The 21455-nt window shown below is 67.5% G+C and carries 13 protein-coding genes and 1 pseudogene; 8 read left to right on the top strand and 6 right to left on the bottom strand.

Going from position 1 to position 21455, the window contains the following annotated elements; genetic code table 11:
• Nucleotides 1-5: 5 nt before the first annotated feature.
• Both TVNIR_RS11375 and TVNIR_RS11370 read left to right on the top strand, forming a co-directional pair.
• Nucleotides 6-3980 carry a PAS domain S-box protein gene (locus tag TVNIR_RS11375; protein ID WP_015259177.1) on the top strand — a complete coding sequence of 1325 codons (3975 nt, stop codon included), beginning with the start codon at nt 6-8 and terminating at the stop codon, nt 3978-3980.
• A 393-nt stretch (nt 3981-4373) separates the two neighbouring features.
• Nucleotides 4374-4766 carry a hypothetical protein gene (locus tag TVNIR_RS11370; RefSeq protein WP_157092268.1) on the top strand — a complete coding sequence of 131 codons (393 nt, stop codon included), beginning with the start codon at nt 4374-4376 and terminating at the stop codon, nt 4764-4766.
• Between the two features lie 126 nt (nt 4767-4892).
• Here TVNIR_RS11370 and selD read toward each other — a convergent pair whose 3' ends face one another.
• The 3 genes from selD to senA are packed head-to-tail and all read right to left on the bottom strand — an operon-like array spanning nt 4893 to nt 9476.
• Nucleotides 4893-7157, bottom strand: a complete 2265-nt coding sequence (gene selD / locus TVNIR_RS11365) for a selenide, water dikinase SelD (RefSeq protein ID WP_015259175.1) — start codon at nt 7155-7157, stop codon at nt 4893-4895.
• Nucleotides 7157-8122 carry an L-histidine N(alpha)-methyltransferase gene (egtD, locus tag TVNIR_RS11360; RefSeq protein ID WP_015259174.1) on the bottom strand — a complete coding sequence of 322 codons (966 nt, stop codon included), beginning with the start codon at nt 8120-8122 and terminating at the stop codon, nt 7157-7159. Before egtD ends, selD begins: the two co-directional genes overlap by 1 nt.
• Nucleotides 8123-8171: 49 nt before the next feature.
• Complete coding sequence (gene senA, locus TVNIR_RS11355) at nt 8172-9476, bottom strand: selenoneine synthase SenA (RefSeq protein WP_015259172.1); 1305 nt, start codon at nt 9474-9476, stop codon at nt 8172-8174.
• 173 nt (nt 9477-9649) lie between these two features.
• Here senA and senB point away from each other — a divergent pair, with 173 nt between their 5' ends.
• Nucleotides 9650-10606: a selenoneine biosynthesis selenosugar synthase SenB gene (senB, locus tag TVNIR_RS11350; protein ID WP_015259171.1), complete on the top strand. Its 957-nt coding sequence runs from the start codon at nt 9650-9652 to the stop codon at nt 10604-10606.
• 405 nt (nt 10607-11011) lie between these two features.
• Here the strand turns inward: senB and TVNIR_RS11345 are convergent.
• Nucleotides 11012-12228, bottom strand: a pseudogene (locus TVNIR_RS11345) (IS110 family RNA-guided transposase).
• Nucleotides 12229-12594: 366 nt separating this feature from the next.
• Nucleotides 12595-14340, bottom strand: a complete 1746-nt coding sequence (locus TVNIR_RS11340; RefSeq protein WP_015259169.1) for an IS1182 family transposase — start codon at nt 14338-14340, stop codon at nt 12595-12597.
• 483 nt (nt 14341-14823) lie between these two features.
• Between TVNIR_RS11340 and folE the strand changes: the two genes are divergently transcribed.
• From folE to TVNIR_RS11320, 4 genes are all read left to right on the top strand, one after another.
• A complete protein-coding gene (gene folE / locus TVNIR_RS11335; protein ID WP_418081358.1) occupies nt 14824-15396 on the top strand; it encodes a GTP cyclohydrolase I FolE in 573 nt (190 codons plus the stop codon).
• 245 nt (nt 15397-15641) lie between these two features.
• On the top strand, nt 15642-16172 hold the full coding sequence (locus TVNIR_RS11330) for a hypothetical protein (RefSeq protein ID WP_015259165.1): 531 nt from the start codon (nt 15642-15644) through the stop codon (nt 16170-16172).
• Between the two features lie 130 nt (nt 16173-16302).
• Nucleotides 16303-17019, top strand: a complete 717-nt coding sequence (locus tag TVNIR_RS11325; protein WP_015259164.1) for a DUF1499 domain-containing protein — start codon at nt 16303-16305, stop codon at nt 17017-17019.
• A 96-nt stretch (nt 17020-17115) separates the two neighbouring features.
• A complete protein-coding gene (locus TVNIR_RS11320; RefSeq protein ID WP_015259163.1) occupies nt 17116-19866 on the top strand; it encodes a cation-transporting P-type ATPase in 2751 nt (916 codons plus the stop codon).
• A 254-nt stretch (nt 19867-20120) separates the two neighbouring features.
• On the opposite strand, the gene TVNIR_RS11315 is transcribed toward TVNIR_RS11320, so the two are convergent.
• Nucleotides 20121-20312 carry a hypothetical protein gene (locus tag TVNIR_RS11315; protein WP_237251631.1) on the bottom strand — a complete coding sequence of 64 codons (192 nt, stop codon included), beginning with the start codon at nt 20310-20312 and terminating at the stop codon, nt 20121-20123.
• Between the two features lie 237 nt (nt 20313-20549).
• Here TVNIR_RS11315 and TVNIR_RS11310 point away from each other — a divergent pair, with 237 nt between their 5' ends.
• Nucleotides 20550-21308 (top strand): sulfite exporter TauE/SafE family protein, encoded by a 759-nt coding sequence (locus tag TVNIR_RS11310; protein ID WP_015259161.1) that lies wholly within the window; start codon nt 20550-20552, stop codon nt 21306-21308.
• The last annotated feature ends 147 nt before the right edge of the window (nt 21309-21455 follow it).

Raw genomic sequence — 21455 nt, 5'->3', positions numbered from 1 at the left:
CCCCGATGGCTGCGCCCGAGCCCAGCTCGAATCAGGCGGAGCCGCGCAGCGATCCTCAGGTAGCGGACGCACGCCTGCCGCCGAGGGACACCCCCGGCGACCCCTGGTGGGCGCTGCGCATCGCGCTGATCTATGCGGTGGGCGCGGGCCTGTGGATCCTGCTGTCGGACCAGGTGCTGGCGATCTGGCTGGGCGCGCCAGGGGAGGACGCGCTGGCGGCGACGCTGAAGGGCTGGCTGTTCGTCGCGGTGACCGCGGTGCTGCTGTTCCTGTTGTTGTCCCGTCCGCGTGCCGCGTCGCCGGCGCTGGGGCGGGTGCGGCTGCCCGATCGGGATCTGCGGCTGCCGTTGGTGCTGGCAGCGCTGGTGACCCTGGCGGTGACTGCGGGCATCGTGTTGCACCTCTATCACGAGCAGACAGAGCGCCTGCGCCAGGATGCCGGTACCGTGGCCGAGCTGAAGGCGCAGCAACTGGAGGCCTGGCTGACCGAGCGCCTGCTCAGTGCCGGCCTGCACGCAACGAGCTTCCCGCAGGCGAATCTGTACCGGAACTGGCAGGAGGAGGGTGACGAGGCCGCCCGCGACCGGTTGTTCCTGCGTCTGACCCCGTTTGCGGAGGCCGGGCGGTTCACATCCGTGCGCCTGCTGGCCCCGGATGGCGATCTGCTGTGGGAACAGGACTCGGACGCTACCGATTTCGCGCCGCCGGATCGGGTATCGGAGCGGATCCTGGAAGTTGCCCGGTCGGGCCAGACCGGCTTCGTCGGCCCGTACCTCGATCGGACCGGTGAATTGCACCTGGACTTCATTGCGACGCTGCCGGTCGAGGGGCCGGATTCGCCGATCGTGGTGCTGCACACCGGGGGCGCCGACTACCTCCCGAAGGGCCTGCTCGAATGGCCGCTCCCGAACATCCGGGGCAACGTGGTACTGGTACGCCGGGACGGCGACGCGGTCGTGTTGCTGGCTGTCACTGACGAGGATCCGGGTGTTCCGCTTCGGCGGATTCCATTGGCCGACGACACCGTATTGGCGGTCCAGCTTGCCCGCGAACCGGTGGAGCGTCCCGCCTGGGTTGAAGGAATCGGTCACCGCGGCGAGCCGGCGTTCGGTGCCGGGCGCGCGATCGCAAACACCGACTGGCACTTGCTGGCCAGCATGGACCGCAGCGCGCACTGGGCCTCGGTGGCCGCGAATCTGGTCTGGGTGGTCGTGGCCGGGCTCCTGTTCTACTTCGTCCTGGCGTCCGCGCTGTACCTGTCGCTGCAGCGGCGCCGAATGGCGGTCGCGCAGGTCGTGCAGGACGTATTGCGCGAAAGCGAGGCGCGGCTGCGCGCGATCAGCGACAACCTCCCCGACAGTTATATCTACCGCTACACGTTCGACGGGGACCGACCCCGATTCCTGTTTCTGAGTGCGAACTTCGAATCGGTGCACGGCGTTACGATCGAATCGGCCCTCGAGGACGCCCAGCAGATCCTGCGGCAGATGCTGCCCGAGGACCGGCTGCAGTGGCAGGCCGCGCAGGACCACAGCCGCGAAACGCTGAGCGACATGAGCTGCGAGATAAGATTCCGCGTTGCCGACGGTCGGGTGCGCTGGCTGCGCAACCGCACCCGACCGACCCGTGCCCCCGACGGCCGGTTGATCTGGGACGGGGTGGTGATGGATGTCACATCCTTGAAGGAATCCGAGCAGCAGCTGCGCAAGCTGGCGCAGGCGGTCGAGCAGAGCCCGGACAGCATCGTGATCGCAAACCTCGATGCCGAGATCGAATACGTGAACGAAGCCTTCGAGCGCGTGACCGGGTACCGGCGCGACGAAGTGGTCGGCGAGAATCCGCGCATCCTGCATTCGGGCAAGACGCCGGAGTCGACCTACGAGGCGCTGTGGTCCACCGTGACCCGCGGCGAGGTCTGGAAGGGCGAGTTCGTGAACCAGCGCAAGGACGGCAGCGAGTACACCGAGTTCGCGATCGTCGCACCGTTACGCCAGCCGGATGGGCGCATCACCCATTACGTGGCGGTGAAGGAGGACATCACCGAGAAGAAACGCGTCGCCCGAGAACTCGACCGCCACCGCCATCACCTGGAGGAAATGGTCGAGCGGCGCACCGCGGAGCTTCGCGACGCGCGCGAGCAGGCCGAGGCCGCGAATCGTGCCAAAAGCGCGTTTCTGGCCAACATGAGCCACGAGATCCGCACGCCATTGAACGCGATCGTCGGCCTCACGCACCTGCTGCGCCGCGATGGGGTGCGCCCTGAACAGGTTGCCCGGCTGGATCGGATCGACAACGCGGGCCGCCATCTGTTGTCGATCATCAACGACATCCTCGACCTGTCGAAGATCGAGGCCGGCCGGTTGGAACTCGAAACGACCGACTTCCACCTATCGGCAATCCTGGACAACGTGGCGTCGATCATCGGCGATCCGGCCCGGGAGAAGGGCCTTGCGATCGAAATCGACCCCGATGCCGTGCCGGTCTGGCTGCGGGGCGATCCGACCCGGCTGCGCCAGGCGTTGTTGAACTACGCCGGTAATGCGGTCAAGTTCACCGACGCGGGCTCGATCACGCTGCGTGCCGAATTGCTCGAGGAGAACGAACAGGGCCTGCAGGTGCGTTTCGAGGTCGTCGACACCGGCATCGGGGTGCCGGAAGGCGAGTTGCAACGTCTTTTCCACGAGGACTTCGCGCAGGTCGCGAACGCGGGGGATCGCGCACGGGGCGGTACCGGTCTCGGGCTGTCCATCGTGCGCCGTCTGGCCGAGATGATGGGAGGCGAAGTCGGTGCCGACAGCGAGCCGGGAACCGGCAGCCGCTTCTGGTTCACCGTGCGCCTGCAGCGCGGGCGCGGTGCGGTACCGGAGGTGAGACACGCCGTTCGTGCCGATGCCGATGCCGACCTGCGCGCCCGGTACGCGGGCGCGCGCGTGCTGCTGGCCGAGGACAACCCGATCAACCGGGAGGTCGCGCTCGAGCTGTTGCACGCGGTCGGGTTCGCGGTCGACACCGCGGACGACGGGCGCGAGGCGGTGCACAAGGCACAGGAGCAGGTGTACGACCTCGTGTTGATGGACTTGCAGATGCCGCAGATGGATGGCCTGGAAGCGGCGCGGCTGATCCGCGCGCTGCCGGGCTGGGAGAGGCAACCGATCCTCGCGATGACCGCGAACGCCTTTGAGGAGGATCGCAAGGCCTGCGAGCAGGCCGGGATGGACGGCTTCCTCCCCAAGCCGGTCGATCCGGAGGATCTCTATGCCACGTTGCTCGACTGGCTGGAACGGCGCCCGCCGACGTCGCATGGCGCGGGCACGGTCGGGAAGAGTTGGGAACCGCGTGCCGGGAAACCAGACGCCGAACCCGCGGCCGGGCCGGTGCTCGAGCAGCTGAGCGAGCGGCTCCCCTGGCTCGATGCTGTGCGGGGCGTCGCGGCACTCGGCGGCGACGCGGCGAAGTATCTCGCGCTGCTTCGCAAACTGGTCGAGCGCCACGCGGACGACGCCAGGCAGGCCGCCGCGGCCGTTGCCGATGAACGCAGGCAAGACGCGCGTGCGATCGTCCACGGTCTCAAAGGGGCGGCGGCCACCCTGGGAGCGAAGTCCGTGTCCGATGCCTGCGGGCGCATCGAGCGTGCGCTCGATTACGCCCCTGCCGCGCCTGAAGCGCTGCGCGCCGAGATCGAATCGCTGAGCCACGTCCTTGCGGATCTTGCGGGCGCGCTGGACGAGACTACGAAGATCCAGGAAACCGGGGCGCTCGAGCAGGGAACGTCCGTTCCCGAACACCGCGCGCGGGCGTCGGTCGATGAACTCGCAGTGCTGCTGGAGGCGGCCGACACTGCGGCGCTGGAGCTGCTTGAGCGTCAGGAAACCGAGCTGCGGGCCGGGCTTGGTGCCGATTTCGATGCGGTCGCGCGGGAAATTCATGCGTTCCGGTTCGTGAACGCGCTCGGGATCCTGCGCGAGCGGAACGCGCGGTGAGGCGGATTCCGGCGGGGGGCTGAGCCGCGTTCCCGGGTCGGGTCGGCCGATGATTGCGGCGCAATGTGCCGCAGGTCGCATTTCCGCGCGCCGGTATGCGTCTAGACTCGCTCCAGGGTGCTTGGCGTCCGACGCCCGGTACCCGGCCCGCATTCCGCTTCCCCGCTGGAAGGAGATCGTTGATCGTGCACCGAGTCGTCGCCGTTGTGCTGTTGGTCGCTGCGTCCTTTGCCTGTGCGAAGCCGATGCCGCCCGATCCGGGGCCGTCGCCGTTCGAATTCGAGCGGGTCAACGAGCTGGAGCGAGCGATGGTCGAGCGCATCTGGAGTCAGATCGACGACCCGGTGTCCCCCGGAGAATGCGGTCGAGAACTATGCCCGCGCGCAGGCCTTTTTGCACACGCTGACGTCGCGACCCGCAACGCGCAGCGGCGCGGTGCATCCCGCGGTGCTGGGTCGGGGGCCGGTAACGTCGCCACTGATGGAGCAGCGGCTCGGGCCGGCCTATACGACCGAGCTGTATCAGCGGGCGCTGGCCTGGCGCGAGCGCAACAAGCCCGCGCTGATGGAACGCCTGCAGCTCAGCGAGCGCGAGGTCGACCGCGTGCTGAACGGGGCTTTCCGGGTCGGGGATCCCTGGGAGTACGCGGTGATCGCCTGGGGCAGCCCCAACCGCGTGAATCGAAACGCCGCCCGGTCCGGGGCGGGTCTGGAACTGCTCTATGCCAACGGCAAACTGCGCCGGGTGCTCGTGGCCGACGGCGTGGTCGCCCGCGTCGTGGACTGAACTCCCGAGCCGGACGCACACCGGCTTCCGCGACTGGGCTGCGTCCTAGATCAGCGACAGCTGCCCGTTACGGTTGCTGAGCGCGCCGCGTCTCGGCAGTGGACCGGGAGGACGAACCATGGTCGTTCAGAGCGCGATGCGCACCGGTTCGGCGACCGAGCCGCGCGCCTCGATGGCGCCGATCACCGCGGCGGCCGGGTAGCCCAGGCGGCGCAGTTCGTCGACACAGGCGGCAGCGCGCTCGGCCGGCACGCCGGCGAGCAGGCCGCCGGCGGTCTGCGGGTCGAACAGCAGCGGAAAATGCGGGTGCTTCGCCGCCCGTTCCAGGTCGGCGACGCCGCGCCGCAGGCGCAGGTTCTGCGGCTGGAGCGACGACACGATGCCGGCGGCCACGGTCTCGCCGGCCCCGTCCAGCAGCGGCACAGCGCCGACCTCCAGCACCGCGTCGACGTTGGAGGCGCGGGTCATCTCCAGCAGGTGACCAAGCAGCCCGAACCCGGTCACGTCGGTGCAGGCGGTGGCGCCGAAGCGCCGCAGGCAGTCTCCCGCCTGCTGGTTGCTGACGCACATCGACGCGATCGCATCGCTGATCCAGCGGCCCTTGGCCTTGCCGCGCATGTCGGCCGCGAACAGCGTGCCGGTGCCCAGCGGTTTCGTCAGCACCAACGCGTCGCCGGCCTGCAGTCCGCCCTTGCGCCAGATCGCATCCGGGTCGACCAGTCCGTTCACCGTCAGGCCGAAGGCGAGTTCTGCGCCCTCGCTGGAATGCCCGCCGGCAAGGACCGCTCCGGCCGGTTCGAGCACCGCCAGTGCGCCGGCCAGCAGTTCGTACAGCGCCTCCTCGACCACGCGTTCGCGCCCGTAGGGCACGGTTGCGATCGCCAGCGCCGACTGCGCCTCGGCGCCCATCGCGAACAGGTCGCCGAGGGCGTGGTTGGCCGCAATCCGGCCGAAGGTGTAGCTGTCGTCGATGAACGCCCGGAAGTAGTCGACACTCTGCACCAGCAACCGACCCTCCGGCACCGAGAGTACGGTTGCGTCGTCCGGTGCGTCGATGCCGAGGACGACGTCGTCTCGACGGGTCACCGGCAGGCGCTGCATCACCCGGGTCAGCACGGTGCTGCCGACTTTCGCCCCACAGCCGCCGCAGCGCATCGCCAGCGTCGAGAGTTCCCGGATGGCCTGTTCGTCCGCGACACCCGAGGCCAGTTCAGGGCCTTTTGTTTCATCCATTTGTGGAAGGTTGTTATATCGCTCCATGAAGCGACGGTCGATCCGGTCCTTCAGTCGCCAGAGCCACGCCCCTTCCATCGACCAGGCGCCGCGCGACGCTACCGCGTAACGGTCGCCGGTGCTGATCAGCCCGAGGAAACGACGCTGCGCGCGGTAGGGACGCAGCGGCCGTCCGGTGGCGGCACGGCGCAGGTTGTCGGTCAGGACCGGCCCCTGACGGACCGCGAAGACGCCCGACTTCGGGCGGGGATCGGGCAGCGCGGCGACATCGCCGGCGGCGAACACGCCGGGGTGCGACAGCGACTGCAGCCGATCGTCGACCCGGATGAAGCCGGCCGCGTCGACCGCCAGCCCGGACTCGCGCGGCCAGGCCGGCGCAGAGGCCGAGGTCACCCACAGCACCGCGTCGGCGTTCACCTCCGGTCGACCGTCCGCCCGCACCGTTCCCTCGCGGACCTCGACCACGGTGTGCCCGGTGAGCACGCGGATGCCGCGCTCGCCGAGCACCCGCTGGAAACGGCGGCGCACGCCCGGGCTGTGCGTCGGCAGGATCTCGGGGCCCTGGGTCAGCAGCAGGTATTCCAGGCGGTTCGGGTCGTCGCCGTGCTCGGCCAGTAGGCGGCGCAGCCGGTACCGGGTCGCGAGGGCAAGCTCGACGCCGCCTGCGCCACCACCGACCACCGCAACGCGGAACCGGCCCTGGCTCGCGGCGACACGATCGATCAGGCGCTCCCAGCCTTCGAGGAACCGATCGATCGGCTTCACCGGCAGCGTGTGTTCCGCGGCGCCGGGCACCTGCATCGTGCCCGGCCGGGAGCCCGTGTTGATCGACAGCAGGTCGAAGGCGACCGGAGGCCGACCGGCGACCCGGACGCTGCGCTGTTCCAGGTCCAGCGCTTCCACCTCGCCGTGGTAGAGCCGGGCGCCGGCGAAGCGGGCCAGCGGCCCGAGGTCGATGTGGCACTCGTCGAAGTCGTAGTGGCCGGCGACGTAGCCCGGGAGCATGCCGGAATAGGGCGTGTGGATGTCCCGAGTGATCAGCGTCAGGCGCAGGCCGGGCAGCGGCCGCATGCCGAAGCGGCGCAGCACCGCGACATGCGAGTGGCCACCGCCGACGAGCACCAGATCCTTCGCGACGGGGGCGGACGAAGTCTGCATCAGGAACCCTCCACCGCGAGGAGTTGCACGCTGAACAGCGCGTCGGGATCGAGCCAGACCGCGTCGGGCCAGAACCCGGCCCGGCGAGCCAGCGCCTGGAACTCGTCGACGTGATACTTGTAGGAATTCTCGGTGTGAATGGTCTCGCCGGCGTCGAACTCGAAGCGCTCCCCGGCCAGCTGCACGGCCTGCGGCCGGACGCTGGCCAGGTGCATCTCGACGCGTCCGTGTTCCGCGTTGTAACGAACCTGGTGTCGCCAGGCCTGCAGGTCGAAGTCTGCCCCGAGTTCCCGGTTGATCCGTCGCAGCAGGTTCAGGTTGAATGCCGCGGTCACGCCGTCGGCGTCGTCGTAGGCGGCCTCGAGCCGCTCCGGATCCTTCTTCAGGTCGACGCCGATCAGCAGGTATCCGCCCGGGCCCACCAGTTCGGCGACGGTGGTCAGAAACGCAACCGCGTCGTCGGGGTTGAAGTTGCCGATGCTCGAGCCCGGGAAAAACGCGACCCGGACCCCGGGAGGGGTGTTCGGCGGCAGCTCGAGCAGGCGCGTGAAGTCGGTACACGCCGCGTGGACCTCGAGCCAGGGATACTCGGCCGCGACCTGCTCGGCCGCGACCCACAGATGATCCCGGGAGATGTCCATCGGCACGTAGGCGCAGGGCTGCAGCCCATCGAACAGCAGGCGGGCTTTCGCTGGAGTGGCCCCGCCAGGCTCGACCAGCAGTGCGCCGGTCCCGACGCGCGCGGCGATCTCGGGGGCATGGGTTTGCAGGATGCCCATCTCGGTCCGGGTCGGGTAATACTCGGGCAGCCGGGTGATTGCGTCGAACAGGCGCGAACCCTCGGCGTCGTAGAAGAACTTCGGCGGAATGCAGCGCGGTTTCTGCCGCAGCCCGGCCAGCACCTCGGCGGCGAGATCGGCGGGCGTGGGATGGAGGTCGTGATACTGGATCCGTGGCGTCGGCACCTGGCGGTTCTCCTCGTTCGCGGCAGGACGGGACGGTTTCGCGGAACGGTCAGCGATCGGCCGCACAGGTCCGGAACCCGGCGAACACGTCGTTGCGCTCCGGACCATAGTAGTTGCGCCAGGTATTGCGGATCAGCCTCGATCGGGTCGCCCACGCGCCTCCGCGCAGCACCCGGGTCTGGCCGAACAGCGGCTGCGAATAGTCCTGGTACATATCCGGGGTGAAGCCGGGGTAGGGCGCGAACACGGTGTCGGTCCATTCCCAGGCGTTTCCGAGCATCTGGCGACAACCGAAGGCGCTGTCGCCAGCAGGCAGCGCGCCCACGTCGAGCGTATCCAGCGCGCCGCCGTCCAGGTTCGCTCTCGAAGGATCGGGTGCCGCCTCGCCCCAAGGGTACCGCCGCTTCACCGGAGCCAGCTGCGTGCCGTTTGCAGCCGGTTCGCCGGCAGCCGCGACCTCCCACTCGAGTTCCGTCGGCAGCCGCCGGCCCGCCCAGCGGCACCAGGCCCTCGCTTCGTACCAGCTGACGTGGATCACCGCGGCATCGGGGGGCAGCGGCTCCCAGCGGTCGAAGCGTCGCCGTTCCCAACCGTCGCTGCCTGGCCGCCAGTAGACCGGATGCTCGAGGCCCGTCGCCTCGCGCCAGCGCCAGCCGTCCTCGTCCCAGTACTCGCGCCTGCGGTATCCGCCATCCTCGACGAAGGCGGCGAACTCGGCATTGCTGACCGCCGCGCGGGCAATGCGGAACGGCGCCACCTCCATCGGGTGCGCCCATTTCTCGTTGTCGAACGCGAACGCGCCGTCCGGGGATGCGCCGAGCTGGAACAGCCCGCCCGGTATCTCGGCGTCGCCGGCGAGTCCCCCGGCGGTCCACGCGCGATCGCGCGGGCGTCCGATCTCCGGTGGCGGGTAGGCCAACGTCTGGCGGGTGTAGGTGAAAGCCTCGGTGTGCATGTCCTCGTGGAACACCGCGTACTGCACCAGGTAGTCGCGCCGGGGCGCCGCGCCGCCCTGCTCGAGGTGGGTACAGACCCTCCGCTGCACGTCGTCCATGTAGGCGAGGGTGTCATCGAGTGTGGGCAACGGCAGATCCCAGCGGCTGTCGTGCGCAATGCTGATCGAATCGAACAGCCGGTCGACGTCCGGCCGCGCGGGAGCCTCTCCGAAGTGGTGGCGCAGCACCCAATACTCGTGAAAATAGGCGGCATGGCCGATTTCCCACCGCAGGGGGTTCACGACCGGCAGTCGCGGGCCCATCAGCTGCCGGTCGTCCAGGCCGCGGATCAGCGTCAGCGTCCGGGCCCGGGCGTCTTTGATCTGCGCGATCAGTTGCTGTGGGTCGGGCAGGTCCATGGCATATCTCGTGGGGTTCGGTCGAAGGGCGCGACGCTTGGGCACGGCCCCAGGGGTTGCTGTCGTGTTTCCTGCGTCGGCACAACCTACGGGGTATCGCTGCCGATGGCCAGCATTGTAGAGTCGGCGCGCACGTTCCGGTACGCCGAAATATCGCGCATCATACGTCCCAGATGCGAATACACTTGATCACGCCGTCTCCGTCGCCGTCCCGGGGAGGGAACTGGACGACCGCGGCACGCTGGGCCCGGATCCTGCGAGGGCTTGGGCACCGCGTGCGGGTCGCGCGAACCTACCGGGGGGAGGCGGCGGACCTGATGGTGGCCCTGCACGCATGGCGCAGCGCGGATTCGATCGCGGGTTTCGCCGATCGGCATCCCTCGCGCCCGCTGGTGGTGGCCCTGACCGGGACCGACGCCTACCGCTTCATCCACAGCCACCCGGAGCCGACGCTGCGCTCGCTGGAGTTGGCCGACCGCCTGGTCGGGCTGCACGACCGGATCGGGGACGTGCTGCCGCCCGAGCAGATCGGCAAGCTGCGGGTCATTTTCCAATCGGCTCCGCCCGGACTGCCGCGCGATCCGTACCGGCGTGGGTTTCGCGTCTGCGTGGCCGGGCACCTGCGCGAGGAGAAGGATCCGCTGCGCCCGGCCCTGGCGCTGCGCGGGCTGCCCACCGCCAGCCGCCTGCGCGTCGACCATTACGGCGGCGCACACAGCCCCGACTGGGCCGATGCGGCCCGTGCCGAGATGGCCGCCAACCCGCGCTACCGCTGGCACGGGGAGGTGCCGCACCATCGCCTGCGGCGGGTGTTCGCCCGGTCCCAGCTGCTGGTGTTGCCCTCGCGCATGGAGGGCGGGGCGAACGTGATCTCGGAAGCGGTGATGGCAGGCCTGCCGGTGATCGCTTCGCGCATCGCCGGGTCTGTCGGGCTGCTGGGAGACGATTATCCCGGCTACTACCCGGTGGCCGACACCGGGGCGCTGCGCGCACTGTTGCTGCGCGCGGAGTCGGACAAGCAGTTCCTCCAAATGCTGGAACGGGCCTGCGCCGCGTGCCGGCCGCGGTTCGAGCCACGGCGTGAACACCGTGCCTGGGAGGCACTGCTGCGTGACATAGGCTGTTATTAATCTTTGCGAAAGTTCGCGCAGTTTGAATGATCGCTTGATCGGATTCCAAGTTACTGATTGCGAAGAGTATTGTGCGGGCGCGATCGATCATCCTATGACGCACCACCCTGCGGGCACTTACGCAAACATTGATAGCGTGAAAATACGGCCACGGAAGCACACGGAAGGCACGGACAAGGGCCGAAAGGCGTTCGTTGCCACGGATGAACACGGATGAACACGGATGTTTATTGGTTGAAACCCTATCCGTGTTCATCCGTGGCTCGCTTTTTCATCCTGCAGGGTGGCCGCTGGCCATGGTAGTTAGCGTGAAAGAACCTGACGTTGGGGCGAGCGAGATTCTGGCGTGACGCATGCCGGTGCGCAAATGCCTGCTTGCGGGACTCGAAGAGCCTGTGTGGCGGCTCAGGTGGCGGTGAGATAGCCGTGCTTTTCCAGCATCTTCAGCCAGCGCGGCGCGTTGCGCTGCACGACGAGAGCCTCGTAATCGACGGTGCGGTCCTGGTAGGGGGTCGCATGATTGAGCATGGCGTAGACGATGCGCAGGAGCTTGTGCGCCAGGGCCACGATGGAGCGCTTGTGTCCCTTGCGGATGGACAAGGCCGAAAACTTGTCCTTGAGCGCACAGCGGGTGCGGAGGCGGCTTGCGCGAACTCGCACAGCAGGCGACGGACCCAGGCGTTGCCCTTGCGCGTGCGTCCGCTTTTGCGTTTGCCGGCGCTCTCGTGGTTGCCGGGGCAGATGCCGACCCAGGACGCGAGGCGTTCGGCGCTGCCGAAGCTCGCCATGTCGGTACCGATTTCGACGAGCAGCATGGCGGCGCCAATGCGGTCGATGCCGGGCACGGTTTCCAGCAGGCACACCTGCGGCTCCCAGGGGGCCAGACCCGCAAGCAGTTCCTGTTCGAAGCGGGCGATCATGGCCTCGAGGTACTCGATGTGCGCCAGAACCTCGTTGAGCACGAAGCGGTGCCTGGTGCTCAGTTCCTCCGGTTGCAGGGCTTCGAACAGTTCTTCGCGGGAAGCCCGCAGGCGGCCGGCGAGGTCGAGGATTGCGTGCATGGGGGCATCGGCGAGCAGGGCCTTGATCATGGCCCGTGCCGACGCGCCGTGTACGTCGGAGACCAGCACGTTCAGGCGAATCCCGGCATCGGTCAGCACCTTGTGCAGCCGGTTCTTCTCCGCGGCCAGCATCCCGACCAGCTTCTGGCGCTGCCGGGCGATCAGGCGCAGATGGCGGATCTCGGCCGGAGGAATGAACGAAGCCCGCAGCAGACCGGCACGGGCCAGCGTGGCCAGCCACTGGGCATCGGAGAGGTCGGTCTTGCGGCCAGGCACGTTTCGGGCGTGACGGGCATTGACCACCCAGGCCATGACGCCCACACGCTCAAGGGCCGCATAGGGGCTCTTCCAGTAGATCCCAGTGCTCTCCATCACCACGACCTCGGGGTCAAACCCGCGAACCCACTCGGCCAACGCCCGCCGATCGCGCTTGAAACCACCAAACTCCCGGTGCTCCACCGCCACACTGCCATCGGGCTGCTCGATCAGCGCACAGGCCGTGATCTTGCTCTGGTGCACATCCAGACCGACAACGCGCCGGTGAATCGGGGTAATGTCCATGCTGACCTCCTCGGGCAAACGCACTATCCTTCACGATGTGCTGTCGCCAAGGGCGCCGTCCTTCAACGGCCTGTCGGGACTCGACGGCTCTTTTTAGCGTGCGCTGTCCATGACCCTTCCAGGCCATGCCAGGCAATCCGGGGTACGAGTGAAGGGCAGCGGGTCGAGTTAGCGTGCGCGGTCAGGCGCCATCAAGAATTATCGCGACCTCAGCCCGACGCGACAGCACGCCCATTATCTTTCATCATCGGGGGTGCCGCGCGCCCGGCGGCATGACAGTTAGCGTGAAAGTCACGGCCTGTCTCGTGTCCCTGGCGACCCGTAGGGCGGAAAAGCGCAGAGACCGTGAAAGAATGGGCACCGATGCTAGGGAGCAGGCGTGAAACGCACTGGGACGAACGGAGCCGCGCGTGGACGGTGCGAGCCGCTAACGGTCCCGGCCATGGGCCACGGGTCATCGCGACCCCAGAACGGCTGGCAGAGGCGCTCGAGGAGCCCGTACCAAGCCGCAAGAAAGCCGCGCGCAACGCCCCGCGCCTGGCAGTAGGCGATGAAGGCCGCAACCCCCAGGATGCTGAGCACGCGGCGGAAGTTGTAACTGTGCACGATCATCGCCATCTCACCGCGCACCTTGTCAAACCCCCGTACCAGGAAGTGGTCCCACCCCAGCCAGCGCTTCAGGGTTCCGAACGGGTGTTCGCAGAGCGCCGCGCGCTGGCGCATCACCTGCGGCGCCGCCGCCATCCGTTCCCGATGCCGCTCCACCGCCTCGGCGTGCTCGGAGCGGAGAATCTCCCGACGCTTGCCGGCCGGCGGCAGGCACTGCGCCTTCAGAGGACAGGACTGGCAGACCGACGCGCGGCTGCGATAGCGCCGGTAGTTCACGCCGTTACGGGTATCCGGCTGGCCGTACGGATGCAGGGCTTCCCCACCCGGACAGCGGTACCGGTCCTGCTCGGCGTCGTAGACAAACTCCCGGGCGCTCAGACGGCCGGCCCGCTCGGCCGCACCGGTCTTCTCCGGAACCGGCACATACGGCACGATGCCCCGCGACGCGCAGGCCGCGATGTCGGACTCGGTGAAATAACCGGCATCCGCCAACACCTCGAGCGGCTGTGCGGCTTCCGTGGTCTGCCCATCGAGCAGCATCTGCCGGGCCTGTTCCGCCATCGGCACCAGTTGGCCCAGGTCGTTTCCGGCGTTGGTGACCTCGTGGGTCAGGATCAGGTGGTGCTGGTCATCGACCACGCTCTGCACGTTGTAGCCGGTCACTTTCTGCCCGTTCTTGCTCAGGCGCCGGGCGTCCGGATCGGTCCGCGAGATCTGGGTCTCGCCGGTCCGGGCCAACTCCTCGAGTTGCTCTCGCCGGCGCTGCGCGCGCGCCTGCAGATCCGCAAGCTGCTGCGCGCTGACCGTTGTCGCTTCGGCCGCCGCTGCGTCGGCGTCCCCTCGCTCCAGCGCTGCCAAGTAGCCGTCGATGTCCTGTTCCAGTGCGGCCAGCTCCGCTTCCAACTGCTTCTTGGTCTTGACGCTGGCGGCACTCGCATTGCCGTGGAAGAAGCTCCCGTCCACCCCCACCCGGGTCCCGCTGATCAGCCCCAGCTCCCGGCACAGCAGCACAAACTCCCGGTTCGCCGCCTTCAGTGCCGCGGCGTTGTTCTTACGAAAATCAGCGATCGTGTGATAGTTTGGGCGCAGCCCGTTCAGCAACCACATCACCTCGAGGTTGCGGCGGCACTCGGCCTCCAGACGCCGGCTGGAATGCACCCGCTCCTGATAGCCATAGAGATACAACTTCAGCAGATCGCCGGGCGCGTACGCCGGCTGCCCCACCGTGAGCGCACCCCCGGCATGCCGAAAGCCCAACCGCTCCAGGTCCAGCATCTCCACGTAGGCCGCGATCGCCCGCACCGGATGGTTCGCCGCCACGTAGTCGTCCACGCACGCCGGCAGCAGCAGCGGCTGCTCTCCCGACGGCCCTTCCTTGTACCGCCGCGACCGGGGCAACGGCGGGCGCGGCTCCGGACCGGCCGCCGCCGGGGGTCCACCGTCCTCCGGGGACGGCCACAGGGTCAACGCTTCCGGTGGTGCAGACTCAGGCTCGCTCAGCATCGGCTTTCCTCAATCGCCCCATGCACGTGGGGGGGGCATCACAGCGTGCGCCAATTCTACCAAGCCCCCACCCCCGAACCGAGACTCGGGGCGAATACTTTCACAGTCTCGCAGCGTCATCCGCCACATGGCGTTCGCAGTGCCCAGACGCCCGCGGCACCCCGGGCGCCGGCTGGCGGATGACGGCCTTCGGCCTTTTCCGCCCTACGCCACTTTCATCCTCAGGGGTGGCCGCGTGTGCCATGAGAGTTAGCGCTGGTGTTCATCGTCGATCGCGTGAGCCTGATTCGGCACGCGCCGGCTCCCGGATACATCGCGCTGCGAGGGTATTTGACCCTGGGGGCGATGCTTTCCCTATCATCTGGCGCGATTGCCAGCCTGGTATTGCCCTGATGTCTGCCGCCCATACCTGGCGTCGACAAGGAGATTGTGATGACTGCCGTAACCCGACCGATTAAGATCGAGCAAAACGAGACCGAGCCGATGACCGTTCCGCTGGCCAGCGTGGAGACCCTTTCCGAGCACTATCGGCAGCTCCTTCGGGGGTTGGGCGAAGATGTCGAGCGCGAGGGGTTGCTGGATACACCCGCTCGCGCGGTGAAGGCGATGAAATACCTGACCCGTGGGTACCACCAGAATCTCGATGAAATCGTGAACAACGCGCTGTTCACCTCCGAGAACGACGAGATGGTGCTGCTGAAGGACATCGAGCTCTATTCGCTGTGCGAGCATCACGTACTGCCGATCATCGGCAAGGCGCACGTCGCCTACCTGCCGAATGGCCGGGTGATTGGCCTGTCGAAGATCGCCCGCATCGTGGACATGTTCGCGGCCCGCCTGCAGATCCAGGAGAACCTGACCCGGCAGGTCGCCGAGGCGCTGATGAAGGTGACCAACGCCCGCGGTGTCGGGGTGGTGATCGATGCCAAGCACATGTGCATGACCATGCGCGGGGTCGAGAAGCAGAATTCGTCGATGGCCACTTCGGTGATGCTCGGCGCGTTCCGCGAGGATCAGCGCACTCGCGAGGAATTCCTTGATCTGATTCGGCGCTGAATCCCCGCGGCCACCGGCTGGCAGCGGGCGTTCCTTTGCCCGGTGGGACCGGTTCCGGCGGGTGCACGGCGAAGATCCTGTCGAATCCCGATGGTTCCTGCCGCCGCTTCGGGTGTCAGGGCGAGTGCACGATGATTGACCCCAACACCCGCGGGTGCTACGAGTAGGTTGGGAACCGTCTCGGCTCCCGGGCTCGTGGCGGCTGCTTGCCTCCCCGGGTCCCCACACACCCTTGGAGACAGGTGATGGACAACAGAACATTCAGGCGCAGCGGGATGCTGGTCCTTGCGATTCTCGGCATGGCCGTGATGGCGCCTGCGCAGGCGATCAACTTCGGCGACGTGATGAGTCCGGGCCGCTGGTTCGGCGGTCAGGACCACGACCGGGACTATGGCTACGGCCACCCCTACGGCGCACCGGGTTACTATGGGCACCCCTATGGTCAACCCTACGGTCAACCGCACGGCTACCAACAACCCTATGGGCAGCCGGGCCTGCCGATGGAGGGCGCAGCACCCTACGGCTATGGCACTCCGCCGATGGGTCTGCCGGAGGAATACCGCGGAATCGACCCCGGCTACGGCTACCCGGGTCTCTACGGGGATCCGGGCATGGGTCTGCCGGGCGAGTACCGTGATCCCTGGGCAGCCGACGATGCCGCGCAGCAGCGCATCCGCGAACTCGAGAAACGGATCGAGGAGCTCGAGCGAAGACAGTGGGAGGGACGTCAGCCCGAGGGCCCCGCCTACCAGCCCGTCTATCCGCCACTGCGCTGACACGGGTGTTCGGGCTTCCCGCTGTCTGCCGGCCCAGTCCCGCGCTTGCTGCTGACGCCACCGGGATCGTGGCCACGCAGTGGTACCGTCGGGTGGTGGTCCCGGAGTCCGTCCCCACCTGGGGGCGTTGATGACAGGTGCCCGGGTCGCGTTCCTGATCGCGCTGCTGGCAGCGCTGTTGCTCCTCGTTTCGGGCCCGGGTACCCGGCTGAGCCTCTGGGAGTTCTCCACCGGCTTCCTGTTGATGCGCTGGTCCGTCCACCTGGGCCTCGCGGCATTGGCATTGGTCGTCGTTTTTACGCTGGCGCCCCGGCTCAGGCGGCGCGACGTGGGGTGGCGGGCAGCGGCCCTGGTACTGGCGCTGGGGAGCGTCTATATCCCTTGGCAGGCGCTGGAGCGTGCGCGGGAAGTCCCACCGATCCACGACATCACGACCGATACTGCCGATCCCCCGCGTTTCGAGGCGATCCTCGAACTGCGCGCAACTGCGCCGAATCCCGCCGCATATCCCGGCGAGACCGTGGCGCAACAGCAGCGCCAGGCCTATCCCGATATCCGGACCTTGGTTCTCGAGGCCCCACCGGAACGCGTGTTGGAGCAGGCGCTGGATGCGGCGCAGACCATGGGCTGGGACATCGTCGCAGTCGACCCGCGGGAAGGGCGCATCGAGGCAGTGGCCACCACCTTCTGGTACGGTTTCAAGGACGACGTCGTGATCCGGGTCACTCCGGATGGCGCGACCACCCGTGTCGATGTGCGCTCGGTGTCGCGAGTCGGGCGCAGCGATGCGGGCACCAACGCGCGGCGTATCCGCACCTATTTCGAACGGCTGCAGGAATCCAACTGAGCCGAACGCTTCGTTTGTCCGTGAGGCCAACGGCCGGGTGTGGTTCCCGGGCAGTACTGCGGCCCGGAATTGGAATGAAAAAGCCTTCCCAAGAGGATGATCATGACAGAGCGCAGGCCGGAAGCGGGCGGGAACTCGGATCCGTGGCATCACCTGAGCCCGGATGAGGTAGAACGGCGCCTCGAAAGCGGCGAGGACGGGCTCGACGAGGGTGAAGTCAAGCGCCGGCGTGAGCGTTACGGCCAGAACAAATTGCCGCCGCCCCAGGTGCGCGGCCCGCTGCGCCGGTTCCTTGCCCAGTTCAACAACCTGCTGATCTACGTGCTCCTCGGTGCGGCCTTCGTGACCGCTATGATGCAGCACTGGGTCGACACCGGCGTGATCCTGGCCGTGGTGCTGGTCAACTCCATCATCGGCTTCATCCAGGAGGGCAAGGCGGAGAAGGCACTGGAGGCAATCCGCGAAATGCTTTCACCCCAGGCCTCGGTGATCCGCGGCGGGCACCGTATCACGATCCCGGCCGAGGACCTGGTACCGGGTGACCGGGTACTGCTGGAGGCGGGGGACAAGGTCCCAGCTGACGTGCGCTTGCTTCGCGTCAAGGGGCTGCAGGTGCAGGAAGCCGCCCTTACAGGAGAGTCGGTGCCCGTGGAGAAACGGGTCGACCCGGTCGACGAGGACACCGCTCTCGGGGATCGTTTCAGCATGGCCTACTCGAGCACGCTGGTCACCAGCGGGCGGGGTACCGGGCTGGTGGTTGCAACCGGTGTAGAGACCGAGATCGGGCGCATCAGCACCATGCTCGCCGAGGTGGAGCCGCTGACCACGCCGCTACTGCGGGCGATGAACGTGTTCGCCCGCTGGCTGACGGTCGCGATCATCGGTTTCGCGGCATTGGTGTTCTTCTTCGCGTTCGTGCTTCGCGATTTCGGCGCGGTGGACAGTTTCATGGCCTCGGTCGCGCTGGCGGTGGCGGCGATCCCCGAGGGGCTGCCCGCGATCCTGACCGTGACGCTGGCGATCGGGGTGCAGCGCATGGCCTCGCGCAACGCGATCATCCGCCGCCTGCCTGCGGTCGAGACGCTGGGCTCGGTGTCGATCATCTGTTCCGACAAGACCGGTACCCTCACCCGCAACGAGATGACGGTGCGCTCAGTCGCGGTCGGCGAGAGAACCTACGAGGTCACCGGGGTCGGGTATGCACCCCGTGGGGGGTTCGAGCACGAGGGGCGTGAACTCGAACCCGACAGCGACCCGGCGCTTGAATTCGCACTACGGGCGATGATCCTCTGCAACGACGCGACCCTGCGCGAGAACGGGGGCGAATGGACCGTGGACGGCGACCCGATGGAAGGCGCGCTGCTGACGGTGGGGTACAAGGCGGCACTCGACGCCGAGTTCGAACACAAGGCGTGGCCACGGATCGACGTGATCCCGTTCGAGTCCGAACACCAGTTCATGGCCACCCTGAATCATGATCACGAGGGCCATGCGCATGTCTATGTAAAGGGCGCACCGGAAAAGGTGCTGGAGATGTGCGCCTCGGTGCATGCGGCCGACGAATGCACGACGCTCGATCGAGATGCCTGGATGCGCCGTGTCGACGAACTCGCCGCGAAAGGGGAACGGGTGCTGGCAGTGGCCTACCGCCCGGCCGACGAGGGTCAGCGGGAACTGCGCTTCGATGGGATTGGCGAGGATTTCCGGCTGCTGGGGCTGTTTGGACTGATCGACCCGCCGCGTGATGAGGCCATCAGCGCAGTGGCCGAATGCCAGTCGGCGGGCATCAATGTCAAGATGATCACCGGAGACCATGCCGGTACCGCGCAGGCGATCGGCCGGCAGCTGGGCCTGGCACGCCCGGATAAGGTGCTGACCGGCCGCGAACTCGACACACTCAGCGACGAGGCATTGCGCAAGACGGTGCCCGAGGTCGACGTGTTCGCGCGCACCACGCCCGAACACAAGCTGCGGCTGGTGCGCGCATTGCAGTCGCACGGACTGGTGGTCGCGATGACCGGGGACGGGGTCAATGACGCACCGGCGCTGAAACAGGCCGACGTGGGCGTGGCGATGGGCAACAACGGTACCGAAACCGCGAAGGAGGCGGCGGAGATGGTGCTGGCCGACGACAACTTCGCCTCGATCGCGAACGCGGTCCGCGAGGGACGGACCGTCTACGATAACCTGAAGAAAGCCATCACCTTCCTGTTGCCGATCAACGGCGGCGAGTCGGGGTCGATCATCGCGGCGATCATGCTGGGTCTGGCGCTGCCGATCACGCCGCTTCAGGTGCTGTGGGTCAACATGGTCAGCTCGGTCGGTCTGGCGATGGCTCTGGCCTTCGAGCCGGCCGAGAAGGACATCATGCAGCGGCCCCCGCGACCGCCCGGCGAGCCGATCCTGTCCGCGTTCGTGGTCTGGCGCATCGTGTTCGTGTCCCTGCTCTTCCTGGTCGGCATATTCGGGATGTACACCTGGTCCATCGGGCAAGGCTTCAGCGTGGAGATGGCCCGCACCCACGCGGTCAACACGCTGGTGGTGATGGAGGTCTTCTACCTGTTCAGCGTGCGCTCGCTGCGCACGCGCACGCTGACCGTGACCGGGATCATTGGCACCAAGGCGGTGCTGATCGCGGTAGTCGTCGTGTCCACGCTGCAGCTGATCTTCACTTACGCCCCGTTCATGCAGTTCTTCTTCGACAGCCGTCCGATGGCACTGCGCGAGGGCTTGATCATTCTGGGGGTGGGGGTCCTGGTGTTCGCAGTGCTGGAACTGGAGAAGTCGGTGCGCAATCGGCTCACGGCCCATCGCGCCCGGGCACGAGGCTTGTCGGACACCCCGTAGATCCATGGATTGCGTCGAAGAACGGGGAATCTCCGGAACTGGCCAATATCGGCACCCGAAAAAGAGTTTCTGGGACAAATGGTTGCGATGCAGTCCGTATCAGGGTGGAACCGCGCAGCGGTCATCCACCTGCGGTGCCAGGAAGAACCAGGCGCTCCTGTGTAACCCCGGGCGCCGCAATGGAGGATGGTGGCCTGCACGCTGACCGTCGCACGCGTCTTGCGTGGTCGGGGGCTGGCCCAGGCGGGTGATCATCAGGCCGGAGCGTCTTCGTCCAGCCACTCGAGCAGGTAGTAGAGGTACTGGCCCTCGGAGGACTTCGACGGCCCGAGGACGATGGCCGCGAACTGCCGTTGGGCGGCATCCGCTTCGGCCAGGGCCTGCTCGCGGGATTCCAGCACGCGCACACAGCCGGCCGGGAACCGCTTGCGGGTGCGACCGGGCATGAAGACCACCGCGTAGCTGGGGGTCGAGACGCCGCCTTCGGGATCAGGAGGTACGAGTCCGCGCATGCGAGCAAGGATAGCAGGGCCTGACTCCGAACGGGGCCACGGTGCTCGGCCGGGCTGCTCGTGCAACCGGCCGGCGGACTGCGCCACAGTGGCTGAGGTGTGCGTCGGACCCCTACGGCCGCGCAGGCAGTATGATGTCCCATCCCTTGTCGCTTCGTTGACCCCGATGCGTTGGACGCCTATTCGCTGAACGAGATCCTGGTTGCGCTGCTGGTCGTCGCCTTCGCCGGTGCGGTTCACGGCACCTTCGGTCTCGGATTCCCGATGGTGGCCACGCCAGTGCTGGCGCTGCTGACCGATGTTCAGACCGCAATCCTGCTGACGCTGGCGCCGAATATTGCGGTGAACCTGTGGAGCATGCTGCGGGGCGGCAATCTGGGGGCCAGCATCGGGCGTTTCTGGTTCGTGGCAGTATGGATGCTGGCGGGGTCGGCCGTGGGCACCCTGATCCTGGTCGCGCTCGATCCGAATCCGTTCCGCCTGCTGCTGGCGCTGGTGATCGTGCTGTATCTGCTCGGGGACCGCCTGACGCAGGTCGACTGGAACGGAATTCGCCGCTATCCGCGCGCCAGTGGCGCCGGGGCGGGGCTGCTCGGCGGGCTGCTGGGCGGTACCGTGAACGTCGGTGGTCCGGCACTGATGGTCTACTTCCTCGAGATGCGGGTGCCAGCGCTGGTGGTGGTGCAGGCGATCAACCTGGCGTTCCTGCTCGGCAAGTCCACCCAGGCGGTGACGTTTGCCGCGCTGGGCGCGCTGACTCCGGCGCTGCTGCTCGTGTCGCTGCCGCTCGGGGTGTTCGCGCTGGCCGGGTTGCGTGCCGGCATGTGGCTGAGCGACCGGTTCTCCGCCGAAGCCTACCGTCACTGGCTGCGCGGCCTGCTGTGGCTCCTGGCCGGCCTGCTCGTGGTGCAGTTCCTGCGTGATCTCTAGCGGGCGGCCCGGGCCGGCGCGGCGACCGCGTACCGGCGGTACACTGTTCTGGCGGTTTGCCTTGACGGTGGTCCGGGTGTTGCCTACGTTCAGAGGGTATACCGGGTTCAAGAATCGACGATCTGCGTGGAATCGCCGCAAGGCGTG

The organism is Thioalkalivibrio nitratireducens DSM 14787, assembly GCF_000321415.2.
In the GTDB taxonomy this organism is placed as follows: Bacteria; Pseudomonadota; Gammaproteobacteria; order Ectothiorhodospirales; family Ectothiorhodospiraceae; genus Thioalkalivibrio; species Thioalkalivibrio nitratireducens.
The sequence above is the reverse complement of the archived record's forward strand: the minus strand, read 5'-3'. Positions and strand labels throughout refer to the sequence as shown.

What these genes read in the sequence shown, in the direction of transcription:
- TVNIR_RS11375 (WP_015259177.1), top strand. Translation starts at nt 6, where the DNA reads ATGGCTGCGCCCGAGCCCAGCTCGAATCAGGCGGAGCCGCGCAGCGAT.
- selD (WP_015259175.1), bottom strand. Translation starts at nt 7,157, where the DNA reads ATGCAGACTTCGTCCGCCCCCGTCGCGAAGGATCTGGTGCTCGTCGGC.
- senA (WP_015259172.1), bottom strand. Translation starts at nt 9,476, where the DNA reads ATGGACCTGCCCGACCCACAGCAACTGATCGCGCAGATCAAAGACGCC.
- senB (WP_015259171.1), top strand. Translation starts at nt 9,650, where the DNA reads ATGCGAATACACTTGATCACGCCGTCTCCGTCGCCGTCCCGGGGAGGG.
- TVNIR_RS11340 (WP_015259169.1), bottom strand. Translation starts at nt 14,340, where the DNA reads ATGCTGAGCGAGCCTGAGTCTGCACCACCGGAAGCGTTGACCCTGTGG.
- folE (WP_418081358.1), top strand. Translation starts at nt 14,824, where the DNA reads ATGACCGTTCCGCTGGCCAGCGTGGAGACCCTTTCCGAGCACTATCGG.
- TVNIR_RS11330 (WP_015259165.1), top strand. Translation starts at nt 15,642, where the DNA reads ATGGACAACAGAACATTCAGGCGCAGCGGGATGCTGGTCCTTGCGATT.
- TVNIR_RS11325 (WP_015259164.1), top strand. Translation starts at nt 16,303, where the DNA reads ATGACAGGTGCCCGGGTCGCGTTCCTGATCGCGCTGCTGGCAGCGCTG.
- TVNIR_RS11320 (WP_015259163.1), top strand. Translation starts at nt 17,116, where the DNA reads ATGATCATGACAGAGCGCAGGCCGGAAGCGGGCGGGAACTCGGATCCG.
- TVNIR_RS11315 (WP_237251631.1), bottom strand. Translation starts at nt 20,312, where the DNA reads ATGCCCGGTCGCACCCGCAAGCGGTTCCCGGCCGGCTGTGTGCGCGTG.